Below are 19,770 nucleotides of genomic sequence, written 5' to 3'. Positions count from 1 at the left end.
CATGCTTCATTTAAAACAGGGAAATACGGAAATCAATGTGGAAATTTTGGAATTCGAGTACCCGCCGGGCTGGGGCGTGGGCACGGGTTTCAGCACCGACTACTTGATTACGAAAATCGAAGGGATGCACGAGGGCGCGCCCTTTGAAGCGGAAGACAGCTTCTTTAAATTCGAAGAGCTCACCGCCATTTACGACGAGTGCATTCGTATTTTAGACGGGGACAGCTACGGCTTTGAAGCCGTCATCGAAGACAAGCGGCTTGGCTTTTACGTGGAAATTGAAGAAGGCATGCTCTCCGTCACCATGAATTTCCTGAACGGAGAAATGATCTCCGTCAACGAAAAACAAACCCCGGTGGAATTTCGGGCCATGACCCAAGGCATTTACGACGCCCTCAGGGACATGATGGGCATATAAGAAATTCGGTAAGAATAGATAAAGAACCCTTGACGGCATAGCGGATTCATGTGATAATACCTTTATCGATGGACGAATATGCCGACTTACTCCTAGCTATAAGTTTAAATACTTAGAGTTGTTTCTTACTTACTGTTGCTTACCAAAAATCGGAATGGCATACCATCGAGTCGGCGTCAAGCCGGGAAAAGTGACCCGCGGGTCACTTTTTTTGTGGAAAATTCGAGGTGATTATGAAAAACAAACCGTCAATTTATCGCACCGCCCTGCCCCTGTACTTCACCTATTTTATTCACGGCATCGGCGTATCCATTCTCTCGCAATACAAATCCGCCCTACAGACCGCTTGGGGTGCGGCGGATATTTCCGCGGTGATCCAGGTCATCGCCGCTTTGGGCCTGGGCCGTTTGGTGGCCCTGCCCATTTCCGGCTATGTGTCGGACCGGCGGGGGCGAAAGACCTCGGGCCTTTGGGGCGTCTTTCTCTACGCCCTGTACTTTTTCGGAATCGCCTATGCGCCTTCGGCAAAGGCCGCCTATGCCGCGGCGATCATCGGTGGCATGGCCAATTCCTTTTTGGATACCTGCGTCACCCCTACGGTCATGGAGCTCTTTAAGGAAAGGGGCCCGCGGGCCAATATGTTTACGAAATTCGCCATGTCTTTGGGTCAATTTGTGCTGCCCTTTGTCATCGGCTTCTTTGCCGCAAAATCTTTAAGCTACACCGCCGTCTTTATCCTCTTCGGCGCGCTTATCGCCGTGGACGGCCTCTTGATCTTCACGGCGGCCTTTCCTGATGAAGGGGAAAGGGCGGCGAAGGACGAGCGCCCCATGGGCCTACGGCGGGGCATCGTGCCCGTGGTGCTCATGGGCTTTACCGCCACCGCCACCTTTACCCTGTGGCTCAACTGCAATCAGGAGCTGGGCAGCCTCTACGGCATGAAAGATCCTTCCATGATACAGTCGGTTTACGCGGCGGGGACCATCGTCGCCGTCCTGGCTACGGCTTTCGTCGTGCTGAAGAAAATCGACACGGAAGACGTCCTCGTCCTCTATCCGGCCCTGTGCCTCTGTGCCCTGGCCTATACCTACTTCGTGAAGAGCCCGGTCTCGCCTTTAATCGGCGGCTTCTTCATCGGCTACGGCGGTGCCGGCGGCGTTCTGCAGCTGGTGGTGGCGGAAGCCAACGGCCTCTACGAAGAGCACAAGGGGAAGATCACCTCCGTGGTCATGATGGCATCGTCTCTGGCCAATTACGTGGTCCTCGCCGCGGCGGGAGCCATTACCGCCGCATCGGGCACAGAGGGGCCCGAGCGGGTGGTGCTGTTAAACATGGCCATTACCGCCGCGAGCGTCGTCCTCGCCCTGGTGATTCGAAAGGGAAAGACGAAATAAGACAGAAGCATTCGGCGATTTTTCTATGAAAGAAGGGAGCGGGAATGAAACATCTGGTATTGGCGGGAGGCGGCCACGGCCACATCCTCCTCTTAAAGAAATTTGCGAAAAAGCCCCTTTGCGGCGTGGAAGTTACATTAATCACCGATTACCCCAAGCAGTATTACTCCGGCATGCTGGCAGGCTATGTGGAAGGCATCTATTGTGAAGAAGAAATGGCCTTCGATGTGAGGGCCCTGGCCGAGGCGGCGGGGGTCAATTACATCGAGACCGATATTCGCACCATAGACAGAGAAAAAAACGCGGTGATCACCGATTCCGGGGAAATCACCTACGACATCCTTTCCATGAATCTGGGCGTGCGCTCTCAGGAACCTTTTCTCCTGGAGCGGAGGGAAGCGAGCTACGTCAAGCCCATCGCCCGCACCGTAGCATTTAAAAAGCAGCTGAATAAGGCGAGCGGGCTGAAAGAAAAGCGGCTGGTCATCGTCGGCGGCGGGGCTTCCGGCGTGGAGCTGACCCTGGCGCTGAAAGCCGCTTACGATTTCCGGGAAGTTCTTTTGCTCACCTCCGGGGAAGTGGCGAAAAACATGAATACCGCCTCCAGGGAAAGGCTGCGCCGCCTCTTGAAGGACAAGGGCATCGACCTTTACGAATCCACCACGGTCCGCGGGGTGGATCGGGAGAAAGTGCAGGCGGGGGACGAAGCCTACGCCTACGACTATCTGATCCTCTCTACGGGATTTACCGGCGTGGAAGTGGAGTACAAAGGCTTTGACGTCACCGAATCCAATTACGTCTACGTGGATTCCCATTTAAAGGCGGCGCCCAATGTCTTCGCCATGGGGGACATGGTCACATTGAAAGATTGGCCCCGCTTGCCCAAGGCGGGAGTCTTCGCCATACGCCAAGCCCCGATCCTCTACCACAATCTCATGAAGGCATTGGCAGGGGAGGACGACCTTCGTTCCTACACTCCTCAGGAAAACTACCTGCAGATCATTAACGGCGGCGGAAAAAAAGCCCTGTTCAATCGCGGATCCTTTTCCCTTTACGGCCACATACCCTGGCTCATTAAAGACATGATCGACCGACGCTACATGAAATAAAAAGAACCGACGAGGCCTAAGCTTCGTCGGTTTCTTTATTCCTTCTTCAAACAATCGGGGCATATGCCTTCCAGCTGAAAGCGGTGGCCCGTAATGGTGTAGCCCGTGGAGCGGAGAATGTGCTTCTCCAATGCGTCCAAGGGGCAGTCGTCGATGGGGGCGAGCTTGCCGCAGCGGGAGCAGACGATGTAGTGGCGGTGCTCCTCGTTTCGGTACTCGTAATAAGTGCTCTCGTCCTGCTCCAGGGACGCCTGCAAAATATCCGCCTCGGTCAGTTGATTTAAAATCCTGTAGACCGTGGACAGCGAGGCGCACATATCCTTCGGCGTCTCGCGAAAAACCTGGGCCGCGCTCATGGGACGCGCCGCCTCTTTTAAAATTTTCAAGACCTCCAGGCGACCCTTCGTCGCCTTCAATCCTTTTTCCCTTAATAAATTTTCCATTGGCCACCCTCCCGGAATCATCATAAGCCATGGACGCAAAAAAGAAAAGCGGGGAGAAAAAAATTAATGAAAATACTTCCCATTAAGCCGAGAAAAGTGGTATACTTAGTAGCGTTAAATAACAATGATTTCTATTTGGAGGTATAAATGAAAGCAAAACAAATCATCGCCGTGGCCTGTGCCGCGCTCATGCTTACCGCCTGCGGAACGAAAGCGGCGAACAACGACAATAACAACAATAACAATAACAATAATAACAACAACGACAATAAAGTCGTAGCCACCGAGAGCCAAAAGCCCAAGGGCCAAAGCCTGAAAGTGGTGACCACCACCTACATCCTTCGCGATCTCGCACGGGAAATCGCCGGGGACAAGGCCGAGGTCAGCTGCATGATTCCCAAGGGCCAAGGGGTCCACGGCTTCGAGCCTTCGCCGAAGGACATTAACGGCTTAAACGACGCGGATCTCTTTATCTACAACGGCGCCGGATTGGAATCCTTCACCGACTCCTTAAAGGATACCTTAAACGGCGACGTGAGCTTAGTGGAAGCGTCGAAGGGCATCGAATTGTTGGCCGGCGGCCATCACCATCACCACGACGAAGATGAGGCGACGGAACACGATCACGACCACGACAACCACAACCACAACAATAATCACGACAATAACCACAACAATCACAACCATAACAACGACAATCACGAACACGAAGCCGCAGATCACGAACACGATCACGGCGGCATGGATCCCCACGTGTGGATGTCTCCGGACAATGCGGAAGAAATGGCTGAAAACATCTACGAAGCCATGGCGGCGAAAGATCCCGACAATGCGGATTTCTACAAAGCCAATTACGAAAAGCTCGCAGGTCAATTTGAAGCGCTTGACGAATCCTTTGAAAAAGTGTTGGACAATGTGAAGCACAAAGACATCGTCGTCAGTCACGAAGCCTACGGCTACCTGGCCAAGGAATTCGGCTTAAACCAAATTCCCATCGAAGGCATTAATTCCGAGTCGGAACCGGATCCCAAGGCCATGAAAGACATCATCGATCTCATGAAGGCTAAGGGCATTAAAACCGTCTTTACGGAACCGGAGGGCGACGACAAAATCGCACAAACCATCGCATCGGAAACGGGTGCCGAAGTGAAGGAACTGGATCCCATGGAATACGAAACCGACAAGAGCTACTTTGAACGCATGGAAAGCAATCTGAAAATACTGGAGTCGGCATTGCGATGAAAGAAATTTACGGCGTAAAAAACCTGTACTTTTCCTACGGGAAAAATGCGGTATTAAAAGGAGTGAATCTCTCTGTTCAACAGGGAGATTTTCTCGCATTTATAGGGGCCAACGGCTCGGGGAAATCCACCTTGATCAAGCTCCTGTTGGGCATCGAGGTGCCCGATAAGGGCGTTATCGAATACGAAGGCGTGCCCCTGGGCAAGGACACGGACTTTTCCCGCATCAGCTACGTGCCACAGCTCATGACCTCTTCCTACGATTTTCCCATTACCGTGCGGGAGATCGTGGATTTGGGCCTTTACGGAGAAAAGCTCACGGAAGGGGAGCGCAAGCACCGCATCGACGATGCCCTTTCCCTCGTGGACCTGCAGGGCTTTCAAGACAGGCTCTACGGCGCCCTCTCCGGCGGGCAGCGGCAGCGCGTCTTAATCGCCAAGGCCCTGATCTCCATGACCGACGTGCTTATTTTAGACGAGCCCACCACGGGCATCGACTTTAAGGCGAGGGAAGAGCTGTTTCACATTTTGGGCCACCTTCACGACGCCCACGGCATGACGATTTTAATGATTACCCACGAATTGCACTTAGTCGAAGATATCATCGACGGCATTTACGTCCTGGAAGACGGCGTGCTTGAAAAAAGGAGCCGAGACTGATGGAGCTTTTTCAATACGATTATATGATTCGGGCCATGATCGTGGGCCTGGTGCTTTCGATCGTGATCCCCGCCATGGGCGTGGTCATCGTGAACCGCAGACTGGCCATGATCGGCGACGCCCTGTCCCACGTGTCTCTGGCCGGGGTCATGCTGGGGCTCTTGCTCGGCATCAATCCCATTTTAGGCGCCGTCCTCACCTGTGCCGCCGCCGCCCTGTCCATGGAATGGATTCGCCGCCGCTTTCCCTCTTACGGAGAAATTTCCACGGCGGTGATCATGTCCACCGGCGTGGGCATGGCCTCCATTCTTTCGGGTTTCGTCAAAGGCGGGGCTAATTTCGAATCCTTCCTCTTCGGCACCATCGTGGCTATAACGGATTTTGAATTTTACATGATCCTCGCCGTGTCTTTGGCCGTTGTCGTCTTTTTGGTTTTAAATTATAGAAAGCTCCTGTACCTCTCCTTCGACGGCATTTCCGCCTGCCTGGCCGGAATTCGCGCCGATCGACTGAGCGGCATCTTCGTCCTCTTGACGGGGCTCACCGTGGCCATCTCCGCCCGCACCGTGGGCGTGCTGATCATCTCGTCCCTCTTGGTGCTTCCCGTCTCCTGCGCCCTGCAGCTGAAACTGAGCTACAAGAAGACCCATGTGGCCGCCATCCTCTTCGGCATCTTCTTTACGGAAGCGGGCCTCGCCCTCTCCTACTATCTGGGCTTGAAGCCCGGGGGAAGCATCGTCATGCTCGGCGTGGTGACCCTGATCATTTTAATGGCAAAAAGGCAAGTGGCGGGGGCGAAAAAGTAAGGATAGAAGGCTCGTCGTTGACTTTAAATGTCCGAACACGTAATATAAAGACTATCGAAGATAATAAGGACTCGATAATAAATGACGCCACAAGGAGCGAATCATGATAAAGATATTTACCGACGACGGTTCGGATTTAAATTTTAAAATGCGGGAAGGCGCCCAAATCGTGGAGCTGCCCATCGCCGTCACCGACGGAGAGAACGAATTTGAAACGGGCAAGGCCATCGACATCGACACCTTCTACGACAATATGCGCCAAGGCACCGTCTATCGCACCTCCCGGGTGCTTCCCGGCGTGCTGGAAGACGCCTTTAGAGAAGCGCTGGAAGAAGGCCATGAGGTCCTATACATCAGTCTGTCTTCGGGCCTGTCCTCCTCTTATGAAGGGGCGGAAATGGTGAAGGCCATGTTGGAAAAAGACTATCCGGGAAAGATCGCCGTGGTGGATTCCAAAGCCGCCACCTTCGGCGAAGGGCTATTGGCATTAAAGGCCGCCATCCTGCGGGATCGGGGCGAAAGCCTGGAAGCCATTGCGGATTACCTGAACAAGATCAAAACCACCTCCCACGAATGCTTTACCGTGGGCACATTGGAATATTTGCACCGGGGCGGCCGCGTGTCCAAGGCGACGAAAATCGCCGGCGGCGTGCTCCAGCTCTGCCCCTTGCTGGAACTGGAAAAGGAAAATGGCACCTTGGAAGTGCTGGACGTCTACCGCGGCCATAAAGCCTATTTAAAGAAGCTGAGAAAGTACATGGAAGAGCATTCCAAAGGCGGCGTCTTTAATCCCAATCAAAGAGTCTATGTCTACTCCGGCGATTGGCCCGAGCGCGTGGCTCAGGTAAAAGAATTCCTCATCAAAGACATGGGCATGGAAGAGAAAAACATCGACACGAGCCCTCGGGTGGGTTGCGTCATCGGTGCCCACACGGGACCGGACATCTGCGTCGTCACCTTTTCCGGCGATCCCGACGAACTGTCCCTTATGAATAAATAAAGATGAGAGCCGGCTCTTCGGGCCGGTTTTTTATTTCGCAAAAAGTTCTTCTTCCTAAAAGGGAAAGAAACTTTTCATGGGCCTAAGCTTGTGATAACATTTAGCCCATAGATGCCCTCGCCTCCCGAATGGTGAGCGGCGGCTACAAAACGGCACCCGCCGTGATTCAGGAGGCAGACTTGCACAAAGAAATCAAATCATTTACCGGACTCCGCGCCCTGGCCCTGTGGGGCGTGATCCTTTACCACCTTTATCCCCACAAAATCGCCGGGGGCTATCTGGGCGTCGTCATGTTTTTTCTCCTTTCGGGCTATCTGCTCATGCGCCAACACCTGGCGGAAAAAAACCACGACCCCTTTAAAAAATTTGTAAAGCAGTACAAAAAGCTCACGCCGCCTTTGGTCTTTGTCGTGGCCGCGGTGCTCTTTATCGCCGCCGTGGCCTTTCAGGCGGAATTTCGCGACGTGGCCGCATCGGGGATCAGCGCCATCTTCGGCGTGAACAACTGGCAACAGATCCTTCGGGGCTTTTCCTACTTCGATCTCCACGGAAAATTTTTGCCCTTTACCCACTTCTGGGCCTTGTCGGCACAAATCCAATTCTATCTGATCTGGGCGATCCTCAGACGATTCTGCGGCAAAGATCGGGGCAAGCTCGCCCTGTCTCTCGCCGTCACCGGAGCCGTCTCCCTTCTCTTAATGCCCATGATGACCCCCTTCGTCAAAGACATGACCCGCGTCTATTACGGCACGGACACCCGCTACTTCGCCTTTGCCATCGGCGCATTGGCCGGCCTCGTAGGGGAAAAGGGTAGCTTCAGCCGTAGCCAAAAGGCGAAAGCGCCCCAGGCGGCAGGGCTTTTGGCAGCCATGCTCCTCTGCTTTGTCGTCTTTAAAAGCGGCGGCTTCCTCTACTACGGCGGTATGGCCCTCTTCTCCGTCCTGGGCGCGGCCCTCTTGCTCTATACGGCAAAAGACGACAATGCCACCGCCAAAGCCTTGGGAAATCCCGTGCTCAGCTACTTCGGCAAGCGCAGCTACGAGCTCTACCTGTGGCAATACCCGGTGATGCTCCTTTTTCAACAGGCCTTCTCCCACAGCGAACTGCCCTACTTCGCCGTGGTCCTCATCCAACTGCCCGTGCTCTTCCTCTTAGGGGAAGGCACCTACCGCCTCTTTAAGCATCCCATAAAGAAGAAGCGTGCCCTTTCCGCATCGGCGGCGGCCGTCCTCGTCCTCACCCTTATCGGCTCCGTGGCCTTCAGTCCCAAGCGCATCGCCGCCAAGGAAGAGGCCGAGGCAAAGCGAATCGAGGCGAAACAAAAAGCCGAGGCCAAGGCAAAAGAGCCCGAGCCTGTGGACGACGAAAACCTCTCCGACGAAATCAAGGAGATCAATCGCCGCTGGCCCCAGGTAGCTCTCGGCGAAAAGGACATAAACGCCCTGGCCGAGCGCGACGGGCTCATGATCGGCGACAGTTTGACGGAAATGGAAGCGGAATACATTAAAATGATTCTGCCGAAATTCACCGTGGACGGAAAAAAGAACCGCCAAATGGCCAAAGGCCGAGAGATTTTGGAAAACCACGACCTGAGTGCTCTTTCTCCCGACGCGCCCATCGTCATACAGCTGGGCACCAATTACGACTTTAATACAAAGGTGCTGGACAGCTTAATCGCCGCCACGGGAAAACACCCGGTGTACTTGGTCAACACCGTCATGCCCGATCCCTGGGAAGAGCCGGTGAATCAAAAGCTCGCCGCCGCCGCCAAGGCCTCGAAGCGGGTGCACCTCATCGACTGGCACAAAATCGCCAAGGAAGAAGACGAGATCTTTATTTCCGACCACACTCACCCGAAAAATCTGGGCCTCTACCTCTTCCCTCAAGTAGTGGCCAAAGGCATTATGCCTTCGGTGAAGCCCGTCAAGGCGAAACCGAAGACCGAAGAGAAAAAGGTAGATAAGCAATCGACGAAAGAAAATAAAGTCGAGGCGACGCAGAACGAAAAGAAAACCGATGAATAATATATTTTTCTCCCTTTCTTCTTGCACCGAAGGGCAAGGCGGGTGTATAGTGTTTTCCATCTCGCAATAACGAAAGGGGAAAACGACTATGTATATGCCGAATTACCATCTGTCGAAAGACGGATACGACGAATTGCCCGAGGTGCTCGCTTCGAGAGGCTTTAAAAAAGCCGTCCTCGTCGGCGGAAAGCGCGCCCTGGACGCCGCTTCGGGAAAAATAAAAGATGTCCTGAAGGGCACGGATGTGGCCATCACCGGCACCTTTGTCTACGGGGTGGAATGTACCGACGCAAACATCGAACGCCTTATGAAAGAGCCCGCCGTTCAAGAGGCCGATATTATCTTCGGCATCGGCGGGGGTAAGGCCCTGGACACGGCGAAAGTGCTGTCCCTGCGCGTCGACAAGCCCGCCTTTTCCTTTCCCACCATCTGCTCCAACTGCGCGGCCATGACCGCCATCGCCGTCGTTTATCACGAAGACGGCCGGGTGCGGGGCTACGAATTTCCCAAGTCCCCCTCGGATATCTTCATCGACCTGAAAATCATCGCCGAAGCTCCTGAAATCTATTTCTGGGCCGGCATCGGCGACGGCATCAGCAAACAGGCGGAAGTCCTTTCCGCATCGAAGGGCGACGACCTGAGCCACATGGCCCGCCTGGGCGTGGGCATCGCCGAAACCTGCGAAGAGCCCTTCTTGAAATGGGGCAAAGAGGGCTTGGAAGATGTGAAGCACAACCGGGTCTCCCGGGCCGTGGAAGAAATCGCCCTGGACGTCTTGGTCTCCACGGGTTACGTGAGCAATCTCACCAATCAACCGGATTTCTACTACAATTCCTACATCGCCCACATCTTCTTCGATGCCGCCTGTTTGATCCCGAGAGAAGGCAATTACCTTCACGGCGAAGTGGTCTCCTTCGGCGTCATGGTGCTCCACGCCTACGACGGCAACGAGGCGGAACTGAAAAAGATCGCCCGCTTCAACCAATCCATCGGCCTGCCCATTACCTTGGAAGATGTGGGGCTGACCGCCGACGACCTGGACGAAATGATGACCTTCGTTCCGGAAACCACGGAATACAAGCGGGCAAGCAAAACCATTTCCATCGAAAAAATAAAAGCCGCCGCCTTAATGGCAGACGCCTATGGCCGCAGCTTAAAATAAGCGCAAAACAAAACCCTGTTTGCAAACAGGGTTTTTTTCGTGCTGAGCTCCTTCGTCGTAGGTCATGATTGCACTGCTAACAGGCGTTTGTGGGTGGGACAACGATCTATCCGTTTCGAAAAAGCTCGGTGTGCAGCACATCCCAATAAAAATCGGAACCCGTAAGGGTTCCGCACATATAAAAAGCGTTTTGTGGGTGGATGGGGATGTACAACTATACATCCGTTTCGATTCGGCTTCGCCTCCTCGAAACGGTGTAAGACTGCATCTGACCTTCCTACGACTCGCGACCCTCGTCGGGATAGGTCATGAGGGCCCCGGGGAAGGGGCAGAGGGTGGATAGGCTACAATAATTAGGACAGTTTCCTTAAGGTGTGGTATCTTATGATCAACAAGGAGGATCAAATGGAAAAAGCACCTAGAAAAAGAAGAGCCTTTTCAGACGAGTTCAAGCAGCACGTGGTGGATCTTTACGAAGAAGGCATGAGTCGACAAGAGATCATTCAGAAATACTCATTAACCCCTTCCGCCTTTGACCGCTGGGTTAGCCAATTCCGCACCACCGGTACCTTCAAAGAGACGGTGTCGTTAAGTGAATCGGATCAGGAAAAGATTGCATTGCGTAAAGAGATTCAACGGCTCAAGATGGAGAATGACATTTTAAAGCAGGCCGCGCTGATACTTGCGGAGAAAAACGATACGTCATCGATCGTTTAAAACACAAATACCCGGTATCAGCGCTTTGCAGAGTATTAGGTATCAGCCGTTCCGCCTACTACTACCGGCCGAAAGCTCTTTCCGACGATGCGATCGACCTGGAGATCAAGGTCCGTGCCATTTTTCGTGCAAGTCGCAACGTCTATGGCGCACGCAAGATAAAAAGTGAATTAGAAGCGGAAAACATCGTCGCCTCCAGGCGACGAATTCGCGCCATTATGAAGAAGCTTCATTTGGTTTCCGTTTACACCAAAGCAAAGTACAAACACCATCCGTCAAAGAAAAACGAAGAGCAAATACACAACGAGCTCAACCGCGAATTCAGTCAACGTCAGCCGTTGGAAGTCATCGTTTCTGATTTGACCTACGTTCGCATCCATCAGCGCTGGGCCTACGTTTGTGCCATCACCGATCTTTTCAATCGCGAAGTCATCGGTTACTCCTGCGGCTTACGTCGCGACTCTGCCCTCATACAACAAGCATTCGACACCATCCCTTACCCACTAGAAGCCATCGGCTGCTTTCATACCGACCGAGGGAAAGAATTCGATAACAACCATATACGTGCCCTCTTAAAAGCCAACCACATCAAACGCTCGCTGAGTCGCCCCGGCAATCCCTATGACAACGCCGTGGCAGAAAACATATTTAAGAGCTTCAAAACAGAATTTTTAGAGAGAGAAACCTTTCAAAGCCTGAATGACTTAAGAGAGAAACTCAGCAGTTATATTCAATGGTGGAACAGCGTGCGAAGACATACAAGTCTTGAAAACATGACCCCTCTCGCATACCGAGAAAGAGAGGGGATAAAAAGCAAGCCCGTCGTTCGAGCGACACCTTAACAAAAGTGTCCAAAAAACTGTTGCCATTCCAGCCCTCTGCCCCTTCCCCGGGGCCCCATCCCCATCCACCCACAAACGCCTTTTAGCAGAGCAAATGCCTGACGGCATTTGATTCCTGTTGGGATGTGTTGCGGAAGATAGAATGTGAGTTGGGCTAGCGTCCTTTTTTTAAAATCAACGCTCGCCCAACTCATTTTCATTCTTGAGCAAAGAAGCCCAATAGGAATCGGAACCCGCCAGGGTTCCGCACATTAGAAAAGCGTTAGGGTTAAAGGGTGGGGGTCCGGGGGCGGGATAAGGGCGAATCGCAACGCCCTTTTTCCCGCCCCCGGAAATAACTGTTGAAGAAGATTTATTTTAGGTCAAAAGAAAAAGCACATCACAATCATATGTACTATAAATTAAAAAACACTTTTTTCTTCCCCGCCTCACTCTTCTGAGTGAACCGGGGAATTTTTTGGTTTACTTATTCTTCACGAAGCGATACAATAGCCATTAAATCTGAGTTGAAAGGTTGGTTTTGTAATGAATGTTTTAGATACAGTGGGAAAGACACCTCTCGTGCAGTTATCCATGGGTGACGGACGCATTTTCGCCAAGTTGGAAAAGAATAATCCCGCCGCCTCCATTAAGGACCGGGTGGCCTATGGCATGATCGAGGATGCCGCAGCCCGCGGCGCTCTGAAGCCGGGTATGAAGATCGTGGAGCCCACGTCGGGCAACACGGGCATCGCCCTGGCCATGGTGGGCAAGCAAATGGGCTATGAGGTGGCCATCGTCATGCCCGCGTCTATGAGCGACGAGCGCAAGGCTCTGATCCGCTCCTTCGGCGCCGAATTGATTTTAATCGAAGAAGGCGGCATGCAAGGAGCCGTGGACAAGGCCAATGAAATGGCGGCCACGGGCGAGTATTTCATGCCGGATCAATTTAACACCCCCGCCAATCCGCGGATCCACGAACTCACCACGGGCCCTGAAATTTTGTCGGCCTTGGACGACGATGTATCGGTATTCGTGGCGGGCATCGGCACCGGCGGCACGGTGACCGGCGTGGGCCGCGCTCTGAAGGCGAAAAATCCCGACACTTATATCGTAGGCGTCGAGCCGGCGGAAAGTCCTCTGATTACGGAAAACAGATCGGATGCTCACAAGATTCAGGGAATCGGTGCCAATTTTATTCCCGGCAATTACGATCCCGAAGTGGTGGATGAGGTGATCACCGTAAAAGGCGACGATGCCATCGCCATGGCGAAGAAATTGAGCGCCGAGGAAGGCCTGAGCGTGGGCATTTCGTCCGGGGCCAATGTGCTGGCAGCCGTGAAGCTGGCCGAACGCTTTGAGGGCAATATCGTCACCGTGCTCCCCGATGCCGCCGAGCGTTATATGTCCACGGAATTGTTTTAGCCATGTTGTTTAAGGAGCGCAGGAAGATCGGGCGGGTGATTTTGGAAAAGGACCCGGCCTGCAGAAATTTGTTTGAAGCCATGTTTCTCTATCCCATGGTGGCGGCCCTCTTGAGCCACCGCCGTGCCCACCGCCTCTATAAGAGGGGCTACACGACCCTCGCCCGCTTTCTGTCCCACCGGGCGCGGAGAAAGACCGGCATCGAGATTCACCCGGGGGCGGAAATCGGCGAAAGGCTCTTTATCGACCACGGCATGGGCGTGGTTATCGGCGAGACGGCGGAGATCGGCGACGACGTGACTCTGTATCACGGGGTCACCTTAGGCGGCCGCGGCCTGAGCAAGACGAAGCGCCACCCTACGGTGAAAGACGGGGCCATGGTCGGCGCGCGGGCCACGATTTTAGGACCCGTGACCATCGGCGAAGGGGTCAAGGTGGGGGCAGGCGCCGTGGTGCTTCACTCCGTGCCTGCCGGGGAGACGGTGGTAGGGGTGCCCGCCCATGACGCCCATCCCGTCGTGCCTGAGGATTTTTCCTTCACCTTCGAGCGCGAGCCTCATCACGGAAAATACGCACAAAATTAATGATCGAAAAGGCTTTCCGAAGCACGTTCGCAAAATCCTTTGGCGGCGTCCGAAGAGGACGCTGTTTTTTATGCCCGCTTTTTTATTTTTCATATTGAAATTGTTTTCAAAAGAATATACCATGGTTTTACAAAGGAGGTTGCTATGTTTTGTACTCACTGCGGCAAGGAATTGCTTCCCAGCGACAAGTTCTGTACCGGTTGCGGCGCGCCTGTAGACGATGCCGGCTACGAACAGGACAGCTTTCCATCGGATGACACGTGGACCATGCAATCCGCCGCCTATAACGAACCTTATGCTCCGGTGCCGGATCGGATGAAGGATCCCTACAATCGCCAACGGCCCGGCCGCTTTAACTGGGGCGCTTTTTCCCTGACCATGATTTGGGGAATCGGCAATCGCTGTTACATAACGCTCCTGTGCCTCGTGCCTTTCGTCGGCATCATCATGTCTTTCGTCGCCGGCTTCAAGGGCAACGAATGGGCCCTTCAAAACAATCGCTACCGCGACATGGAAGAGTTTGCCCAAGTGCAGGACACGTGGAATCGGGCGGGATTCATTTGTTTTATCGCTCAATTAGTCCTCGGCGGATTCTGGATTTTCTTCGTGCTTCTGTCAGGCTTAACCCTTTTTTCGATACCCTTTTTAGGTGACGTATTATGAAATGTTTAAATTGCGGCGCAGACAATGTCGCCGACGCGAAATTTTGTAAATCCTGTGGTCAGGTTCTTTCCCGAGAAGAATCCTCGGACACGACGCCGATCCGCCCGGTGGACGCTTACGAAAGCGACCCCGCCTATGCCTATGCCGATGTGCGGAACGAGGAGGATGCGGAAGAAAAATCTTCCGGCAAGAAGAAGGGCGCACTCATCGCCGCCTCCGTGGCGGGGATCATCGTCCTCCTGGTTCTTTCCGTCTTTATCTACCGCACCGGACGGCGGATCAGTTTGGAAAAATCCGCTGCCGCCGCCATCGAAGACGAAAATTTCGACAAGGCCCGGGAGCAATACGAAAAGCTTTACGAAATCACCAATCGCGGCGTCTATAAGGAGAAGACCAAGGAAGCCAAAACCATGGCCAAGGACGTGGAACTTTTAGACGAGGCGAAAGATGCTTTGGCCAACGGCTCCTACGCCGAGGCCCTGCGCATGTATAATGCCATCGTTCAACACGACAACGATCTTTCCGACAAGGCGCGCAAGGGCGTCGACGATGTGGTGGATGCGGCGAGCCCGAAGATCCGCGCCCTGATGGACGGCGACGATTACGAAGGGGCCATGGACATGGTGAATAACCTCATCGCCGTGGCGCCGACGAACGACCGCCTGGAAAGTTTGAAGCAGGAAGTGAAGCAAGGGGCGAAGAATTTAAGCGACGAAAAGATTCGCGTCGCCACCGCCGAGTCCGAGGCCGCCAAGGCCAAGGCGTCGGCTGAAAAAAGCGCCAAGAAGGCGTCGGAGGCCAGCCGCATTCTCTATACGGTTCAATACGTCACCGCCGCCGAAGCCAATGTGCGCACGGGCCCGGGAAAGAATTATCCCGTGGCCTATACCCTGACGCGGGGCGCCGAGGTCTATGTCATCGACACGCGGGCCGATTCCGTTCGCACCTGGTGCAATATCGGCGACGGCTGGATCTCCTACCGCACCTTGAACGGCGAATTTTAAAATTATCCGGGAGATTCCTCCCAAGGCCCTTATTTAATTGCATAGCCAACTGATTAGAATCCGATTTTCTATTTTGAATAAAAATCCATTCTTATACGGCTTTTAAACCCGGGGAAGGGGCTAGGGCGTTGCGATTCGCCCTGGAATGGCAACAGTTTTTTGGACACTTTTGTTAAGGTGTCGCTCGAACGACGGGCTTGCTTTTTATCCCCTCTCTTTCTCGGTATGCGAGAGGGGTCATGTTTTCAAGACTTGTATGTCTTCGCACGCTGTTCCACCATTGAATATAACTGCTGAGTTTCTCTCTTAAGTCATTCAGGCTTTGAAAGGTTTCTCTCTCTAAAAATTCTGTTTTGAAGCTCTTAAATATGTTTTCTGCCACGGCGTTGTCATAGGGATTGCCGGGGCGACTCAGCGAGCGTTTGATGTGGTTGGCTTTTAAGAGGGCACGTATATGGTTGTTATCGAATTCTTTCCCTCGGTCGGTATGAAAGCAGCCGATGGCTTCTAGTGGGTAAGGGATGGTGTCGAATGCTTGTTGTATGAGGGCAGAGTCGCGACGTAAGCCGCAGGAGTAACCGATGACTTCGCGATTGAAAAGATCGGTGATGGCACAAACGTAGGCCCAGCGCTGATGGATGCGAACGTAGGTCAAATCAGAAACGATGACTTCCAACGGCTGACGTTGACTGAATTCGCGGTTGAGCTCGTTGTGTATTTGCTCTTCGTTTTTCTTTGACGGATGGTGTTTGTACTTTGCTTTGGTGTAAACGGAAACCAAATGAAGCTTCTTCATAATGGCGCGAATTCGTCGCCTGGAGGCGACGATGTTTTCCGCTTCTAATTCACTTTTTATCTTGCGTGCGCCATAGACGTTGCGACTTGCACGAAAAATGGCACGGACCTTGATCTCCAGGTCGATCGCATCGTCGGAAAGAGCTTTCGGCCGGTAGTAGTAGGCGGAACGGCTGATACCTAATACTCTGCAAAGCGCTGATACCGGGTATTTGTGTTTTAAACGATCGATGACGTATCGTTTTTCTCCGCAAGTATCAGCGCGGCCTGCTTTAAAATGTCATTCTCCATCTTGAGCCGTTGAATCTCTTTACGCAATGCAATCTTTTCCTGATCCGATTCACTTAACGACACCGTCTCTTTGAAGGTACCGGTGGTGCGGAATTGGCTAACCCAGCGGTCAAAGGCGGAAGGGGTTAATGAGTATTTCTGAATGATCTCTTGTCGACTCATGCCTTCTTCGTAAAGATCCACCACGTGCTGCTTGAACTCGTCTGAAAAGGCTCTTCTTTTTCTAGGTGCTTTTTCCATTTGATCCTCCTTGTTGATCATAAGATACCACACCTTAAGGAAACTGTCCTAATTATTGTAGCCTATCCAGGGCGAATCGCAACGCCCTAGCCCCTTCCCCGGGTTTAAAAGCCATGTAAGAATAAATTTTCAGCGAAGAGAGTTTTTTGATTTTCTAACGTCGGCTACGCTTTAAAAAATTTATCGCCACAGAATTGACGCCCTTTTTCCCTCCCCCGGAAACAAATGCGAAGATATAATTTGTGAAAAAGAAAATAGTTTACGCCAAACAAAAGGTGTGTTATTTGAAAACAAGGCAAAAGTGGTGTGCGAAGGAGAAAAAGGAAAAGAAGAAAACCCTACATTTCCACCGTCGTCCCAATCCCTTTCTCTTCTGCAAAGCGGCAGATCTTTTTCGCTACCGCCACATCAAACACGGCGGAGCCGGTGTATTTAAGCAAAGTAATCTCATCCCTCGCCCTCATCTCGCCTCCGCCAAGGCCTCATCGTAAGTGGCCTTCGTCTTTTCGTCGAAGAGCACCCACATCACCTTCATGGCGTGGTTTTCCACAAAGGCCAGGCCCCTTTCCACGGCGATTTTTGCCGCCTCATCCGTGGGGTAGCCGAAGATGCCCGTGGAGATCGAGGGAAAGGCGATGGATTTCAGCCCGTTGATCTCGGCGAGAGCCAAGGATTTGTCGTAGCAGGAGGCGAGAAGGGCGGGCTCGTTTTCGCCGCCGCCCCGCCACACGGGGCCCACGGTGTGAATAATATAATCCGCCGGCAGATCGAAGCCCGGCGTCATTACCGCATCTCCGGTGTCGCAGTGGCCGATCATGCGGCAGGCAGCATCCAGCTTGCCTCCCGCGCCGCGGAAAATAGCGCCGCAGACGCCGCCGCCCCGCACCAATCCTTCGTTGGCCGCATTCACTATGGCATCGGCCTTCACAGTGGTAATGTCCCCTAAAATCATTTCGACGGATCCTCTCATCATTCGCTCCTTTCATTCCGCACAATGTCTTACATTCAGCCTATCGAAGGGCCGCAAAAAAAGCAATCAATCCAATAAAAAAGGCCGCCTAAGCGACCTTATTTTTTTACCTTTTCATTGGCGCGGTAGTATTCCATGCAGTGGTATTGGCGCACCATTTCCGCCAGAGACGGGTCGTCATCCACCAACCTATACTCGCTGTCTTTTCGAATATAGGGCATATGAAGCACCGTGGTTTCGGGCAGATACTCGTCCTGCACCGCCATCATGGCGTCGTGGGGCCAGCCCATGGTGTCGAAGAGATAGCGCATCAGGAGGAAGGGACTCAGATCCGGACCTTCCCCCGTAAAATCCTTGCCCAGCTTCGCCTTGGCGGCGTCGTTGGCCCAAATCACATAGGGCGTGGTGTAGTAATTCATCTGGCCTTCCAAAGTGGAAAGGTCGATGTCGATCCCCATGCTCTTGTAGCCGCTGTCCCCTTCGCCGAGCCCGGGCTTGTGGTCGCCGAAAAAGATCAGCACCACCGGCTCCGGATGGTTCCTGAGGTTTTCCACAAATTGGCCCAAAGCATCGTCCGTGGCGGCGATATTGGACAGGTAATTGTTGAAAATCGCCCAGTCCTTGGGATCCTGTCCTTCCATCATGTCCACATAATGCCTGTCCGCCGCATTGTAATCGGGATAGGGGCCGTGGCCCTGATAGGTGAGGGCGTAGGAAAAGTAATACTTCCCCTCGGCGACGGCGGCATTCATGCGCTTTTCCACCTCCGGGAAAAAGTGATTGTCCCGGGTGTAGAGCCAATCCGTATCCCCCTCCCTCTCTTCCACCTCTTGGAAGTAATTGTCGTAACACAAATACTCGTCGAAGCCCAGGCGGGGATTCACATTCTTTCGATTGTAAAACCAACCGTAAATCGGGTGCAGCGCCTCGGCGGTGTAGCCGTTGTCCTTAAAATAACGCACGTGGGAAAAAGTGTCGCTCATCATGGCGACGGATTCCGCATAGCCCGTGCCGGAAAAGCCCGTCAAAAAGCCACGCTCCGAGTTTACCGTGCCGCCGCCGAAAATATCGGCGATCATGTGGCCGTGCACGCCCTCCCGTTGAATGGCGTGGAAAGAATCATACACGTCCCTGTGAATGGGAATATTGTCGTAGACGGAAAAGTCGGCAAAAGATTCCAGCATCACCGAAATCACGTGCACCTTCTTCTCCTCGGGCACCTCGGGCTCCTTCACCTTCTCCCACATCGTGGCGGCGAGCTTCTTGTCGTAGTTCTCGGGCTTGTTGCCGCTGAACATGCGCCCGCTCATCACAAAGGGATACACCAGCCCGCGGGCCTTGTAATTCTCCGTGGAATTTAAGTTATTGATCGGCGCATTTTCGCCCATCCGGGCATAGACCTTCGATGAAAAATAAGGACCGCTGAAGCCTTGAAAAACAAAAACAATGGCCGCCGTCGACAGGAGCAGCAAAAGCCGCCGCCCCCTGCCTACCAAAGGCTTCCGGTCCCTTAAAAACAAAAACACGGATACGGCAATCATGACGATGAGACCGATTAAGGTCACGGGATTGGAGGCAAAGATCGACAATTGGTAATGGCCCTTCATCATCAGCGATTCGCGAAAGAGCAAAATCTCCGGCATGACAAAAGGTTCATCCCGATACATGAGCTTAAACTGTTGCACCACGGAAAGCGCAAAAAACAAAAGCCCCGTGAGAGAAAAACTCAGCCACATCCTGCCGCTTAAGGCATAGAGAAAAACCAAGGCACAAAAGACCGGAAGAAAATTCATAAACAACAGCAGGGGGTTAGTCAGATAAGAGGCGAAGAGCGCCTCCCGCTCGGGTCCGCTTCCGCAGGCATAGTACAAAGTAAACAGCGTAATTACGGCGCCGGCAACCGCCATAAAAAGAAAGGGCCACCAACGAAAAGTTTGACGCTTCATGCCCATCTCCTTTCAATAAAATATTACAAACAGTTTACCACAAAATAATCCTTTCAT

Annotated in this window: 19 protein-coding genes; 14 read left to right on the top strand and 5 right to left on the bottom strand. The window is 53.0% G+C overall.

Translation table 11 applies throughout. The features are described from left to right. Position 1 precedes the first annotated feature (1 nt). The 3 genes from BN7444_RS03815 to BN7444_RS03805 all read left to right on the top strand — a co-directional run bounded on the left by BN7444_RS03815 (position 2) and on the right by BN7444_RS03805 (position 2,921). The gene (locus tag BN7444_RS03815; RefSeq protein WP_068455980.1) at positions 2-418 is read left to right on the top strand and encodes a hypothetical protein; all 417 of its coding nucleotides are present in this window, start codon (positions 2-4) and stop codon (positions 416-418) included. 233 nt (positions 419-651) lie between these two features. Next, a complete protein-coding gene (locus BN7444_RS03810; protein WP_068455977.1) occupies positions 652-1,812 on the top strand; it encodes an MFS transporter in 1,161 nt (386 codons plus the stop codon). A 44-nt stretch (positions 1,813-1,856) separates the two neighbouring features. Next, positions 1,857-2,921 (top strand): FAD-dependent oxidoreductase, encoded by a 1,065-nt coding sequence (locus BN7444_RS03805; RefSeq protein ID WP_068455974.1) that lies wholly within the window; start codon positions 1,857-1,859, stop codon positions 2,919-2,921. Positions 2,922-2,956: 35 nt separating this feature from the next. On the opposite strand, the gene BN7444_RS03800 is transcribed toward BN7444_RS03805, so the two are convergent. Next, the gene (locus BN7444_RS03800; protein ID WP_068455971.1) at positions 2,957-3,364 is read right to left on the bottom strand and encodes a Fur family transcriptional regulator; all 408 of its coding nucleotides are present in this window, start codon (positions 3,362-3,364) and stop codon (positions 2,957-2,959) included. 147 nt (positions 3,365-3,511) lie between these two features. On the opposite strand from BN7444_RS03800, the gene BN7444_RS03795 reads away from it, so the two are divergent. From BN7444_RS03795 to BN7444_RS03735, 11 genes are all read left to right on the top strand, one after another. Beyond that, positions 3,512-4,606: a metal ABC transporter substrate-binding protein gene (locus BN7444_RS03795; RefSeq protein WP_068455968.1), complete on the top strand. Its 1,095-nt coding sequence runs from the start codon at positions 3,512-3,514 to the stop codon at positions 4,604-4,606. Beyond that, on the top strand, positions 4,603-5,265 hold the full coding sequence (locus BN7444_RS03790) for a metal ABC transporter ATP-binding protein (protein WP_068455966.1): 663 nt from the start codon (positions 4,603-4,605) through the stop codon (positions 5,263-5,265). The genes BN7444_RS03795 and BN7444_RS03790 overlap by 4 nt, the downstream gene beginning before the upstream one ends. Continuing rightward, positions 5,265-6,071, top strand: coding sequence for a metal ABC transporter permease (locus BN7444_RS03785; protein WP_068455964.1), 807 nt, complete (start codon positions 5,265-5,267; stop codon positions 6,069-6,071). The genes BN7444_RS03790 and BN7444_RS03785 overlap by 1 nt, the downstream gene beginning before the upstream one ends. 103 nt (positions 6,072-6,174) lie before the next feature. Beyond that, positions 6,175-7,071, top strand: coding sequence for a DegV family protein (locus tag BN7444_RS03780; RefSeq protein WP_068455960.1), 897 nt, complete (start codon positions 6,175-6,177; stop codon positions 7,069-7,071). A gap of 179 nt (positions 7,072-7,250) precedes the next feature. Further along, positions 7,251-9,095, top strand: a complete 1,845-nt coding sequence (locus BN7444_RS03775; protein WP_068455957.1) for an acyltransferase family protein — start codon at positions 7,251-7,253, stop codon at positions 9,093-9,095. Between the two features lie 88 nt (positions 9,096-9,183). Next, the gene (locus BN7444_RS03770; protein WP_068455954.1) at positions 9,184-10,257 is read left to right on the top strand and encodes an iron-containing alcohol dehydrogenase family protein; all 1,074 of its coding nucleotides are present in this window, start codon (positions 9,184-9,186) and stop codon (positions 10,255-10,257) included. Between the two features lie 405 nt (positions 10,258-10,662). Then, positions 10,663-11,816 (top strand): IS3 family transposase gene (locus tag BN7444_RS03760; protein ID WP_135122023.1). Its coding sequence is split into 2 segments (ribosomal slippage): positions 10,663-10,944 and positions 10,947-11,816, totalling 1,152 coding nucleotides; the frame shifts between segments, so codons are not numbered across the junction. A gap of 525 nt (positions 11,817-12,341) precedes the next feature. After that, on the top strand, positions 12,342-13,220 hold the full coding sequence (cysK, locus tag BN7444_RS03750) for a cysteine synthase A (protein ID WP_068455948.1): 879 nt from the start codon (positions 12,342-12,344) through the stop codon (positions 13,218-13,220). A gap of 2 nt (positions 13,221-13,222) precedes the next feature. After that, a complete protein-coding gene (cysE, locus tag BN7444_RS03745) occupies positions 13,223-13,804 on the top strand; it encodes a serine O-acetyltransferase (RefSeq protein ID WP_068455945.1) in 582 nt (193 codons plus the stop codon). 144 nt (positions 13,805-13,948) lie between these two features. Next, positions 13,949-14,467, top strand: a complete 519-nt coding sequence (locus tag BN7444_RS03740; RefSeq protein ID WP_082941256.1) for a zinc ribbon domain-containing protein — start codon at positions 13,949-13,951, stop codon at positions 14,465-14,467. Beyond that, complete coding sequence (locus BN7444_RS03735; protein WP_068455942.1) at positions 14,464-15,471, top strand: SH3 domain-containing protein; 1,008 nt, start codon at positions 14,464-14,466, stop codon at positions 15,469-15,471. Before BN7444_RS03740 ends, BN7444_RS03735 begins: the two co-directional genes overlap by 4 nt. Positions 15,472-15,643: 172 nt before the next feature. Here the strand turns inward: BN7444_RS03735 and BN7444_RS03730 are convergent. The 4 genes from BN7444_RS03730 to BN7444_RS03715 all read right to left on the bottom strand — a co-directional run bounded on the left by BN7444_RS03730 (position 15,644) and on the right by BN7444_RS03715 (position 19,713). Further along, a protein-coding gene (locus BN7444_RS03730; RefSeq protein WP_135122023.1) for an IS3 family transposase occupies positions 15,644-16,797 on the bottom strand; the annotation gives its coding sequence in 2 pieces (ribosomal slippage) (positions 15,644-16,513 and positions 16,516-16,797; 1,152 coding nt in all). A 338-nt stretch (positions 16,798-17,135) separates the two neighbouring features. After that, positions 17,136-17,261 carry a hypothetical protein gene (locus tag BN7444_RS09565; RefSeq protein ID WP_281189446.1) on the bottom strand — a complete coding sequence of 42 codons (126 nt, stop codon included), beginning with the start codon at positions 17,259-17,261 and terminating at the stop codon, positions 17,136-17,138. Beyond that, on the bottom strand, positions 17,258-17,770 hold the full coding sequence (locus BN7444_RS03720) for a macro domain-containing protein (protein ID WP_218016005.1): 513 nt from the start codon (positions 17,768-17,770) through the stop codon (positions 17,258-17,260). Before BN7444_RS03720 ends, BN7444_RS09565 begins: the two co-directional genes overlap by 4 nt. A 95-nt stretch (positions 17,771-17,865) precedes the next feature. After that, positions 17,866-19,713 (bottom strand): LTA synthase family protein, encoded by a 1,848-nt coding sequence (locus tag BN7444_RS03715; RefSeq protein ID WP_068455930.1) that lies wholly within the window; start codon positions 19,711-19,713, stop codon positions 17,866-17,868. Positions 19,714-19,770 lie beyond the last annotated feature (57 nt).

The sequence above is a fragment of the Peptoniphilus pacaensis genome (assembly GCF_900088125.1).
In the GTDB taxonomy this organism is placed as follows: domain Bacteria; phylum Bacillota; class Clostridia; order Tissierellales; family Peptoniphilaceae; genus Aedoeadaptatus; species Aedoeadaptatus pacaensis.
The sequence above is the reverse complement of the archived record's forward strand: the minus strand, read 5'-3'. Positions and strand labels throughout refer to the sequence as shown.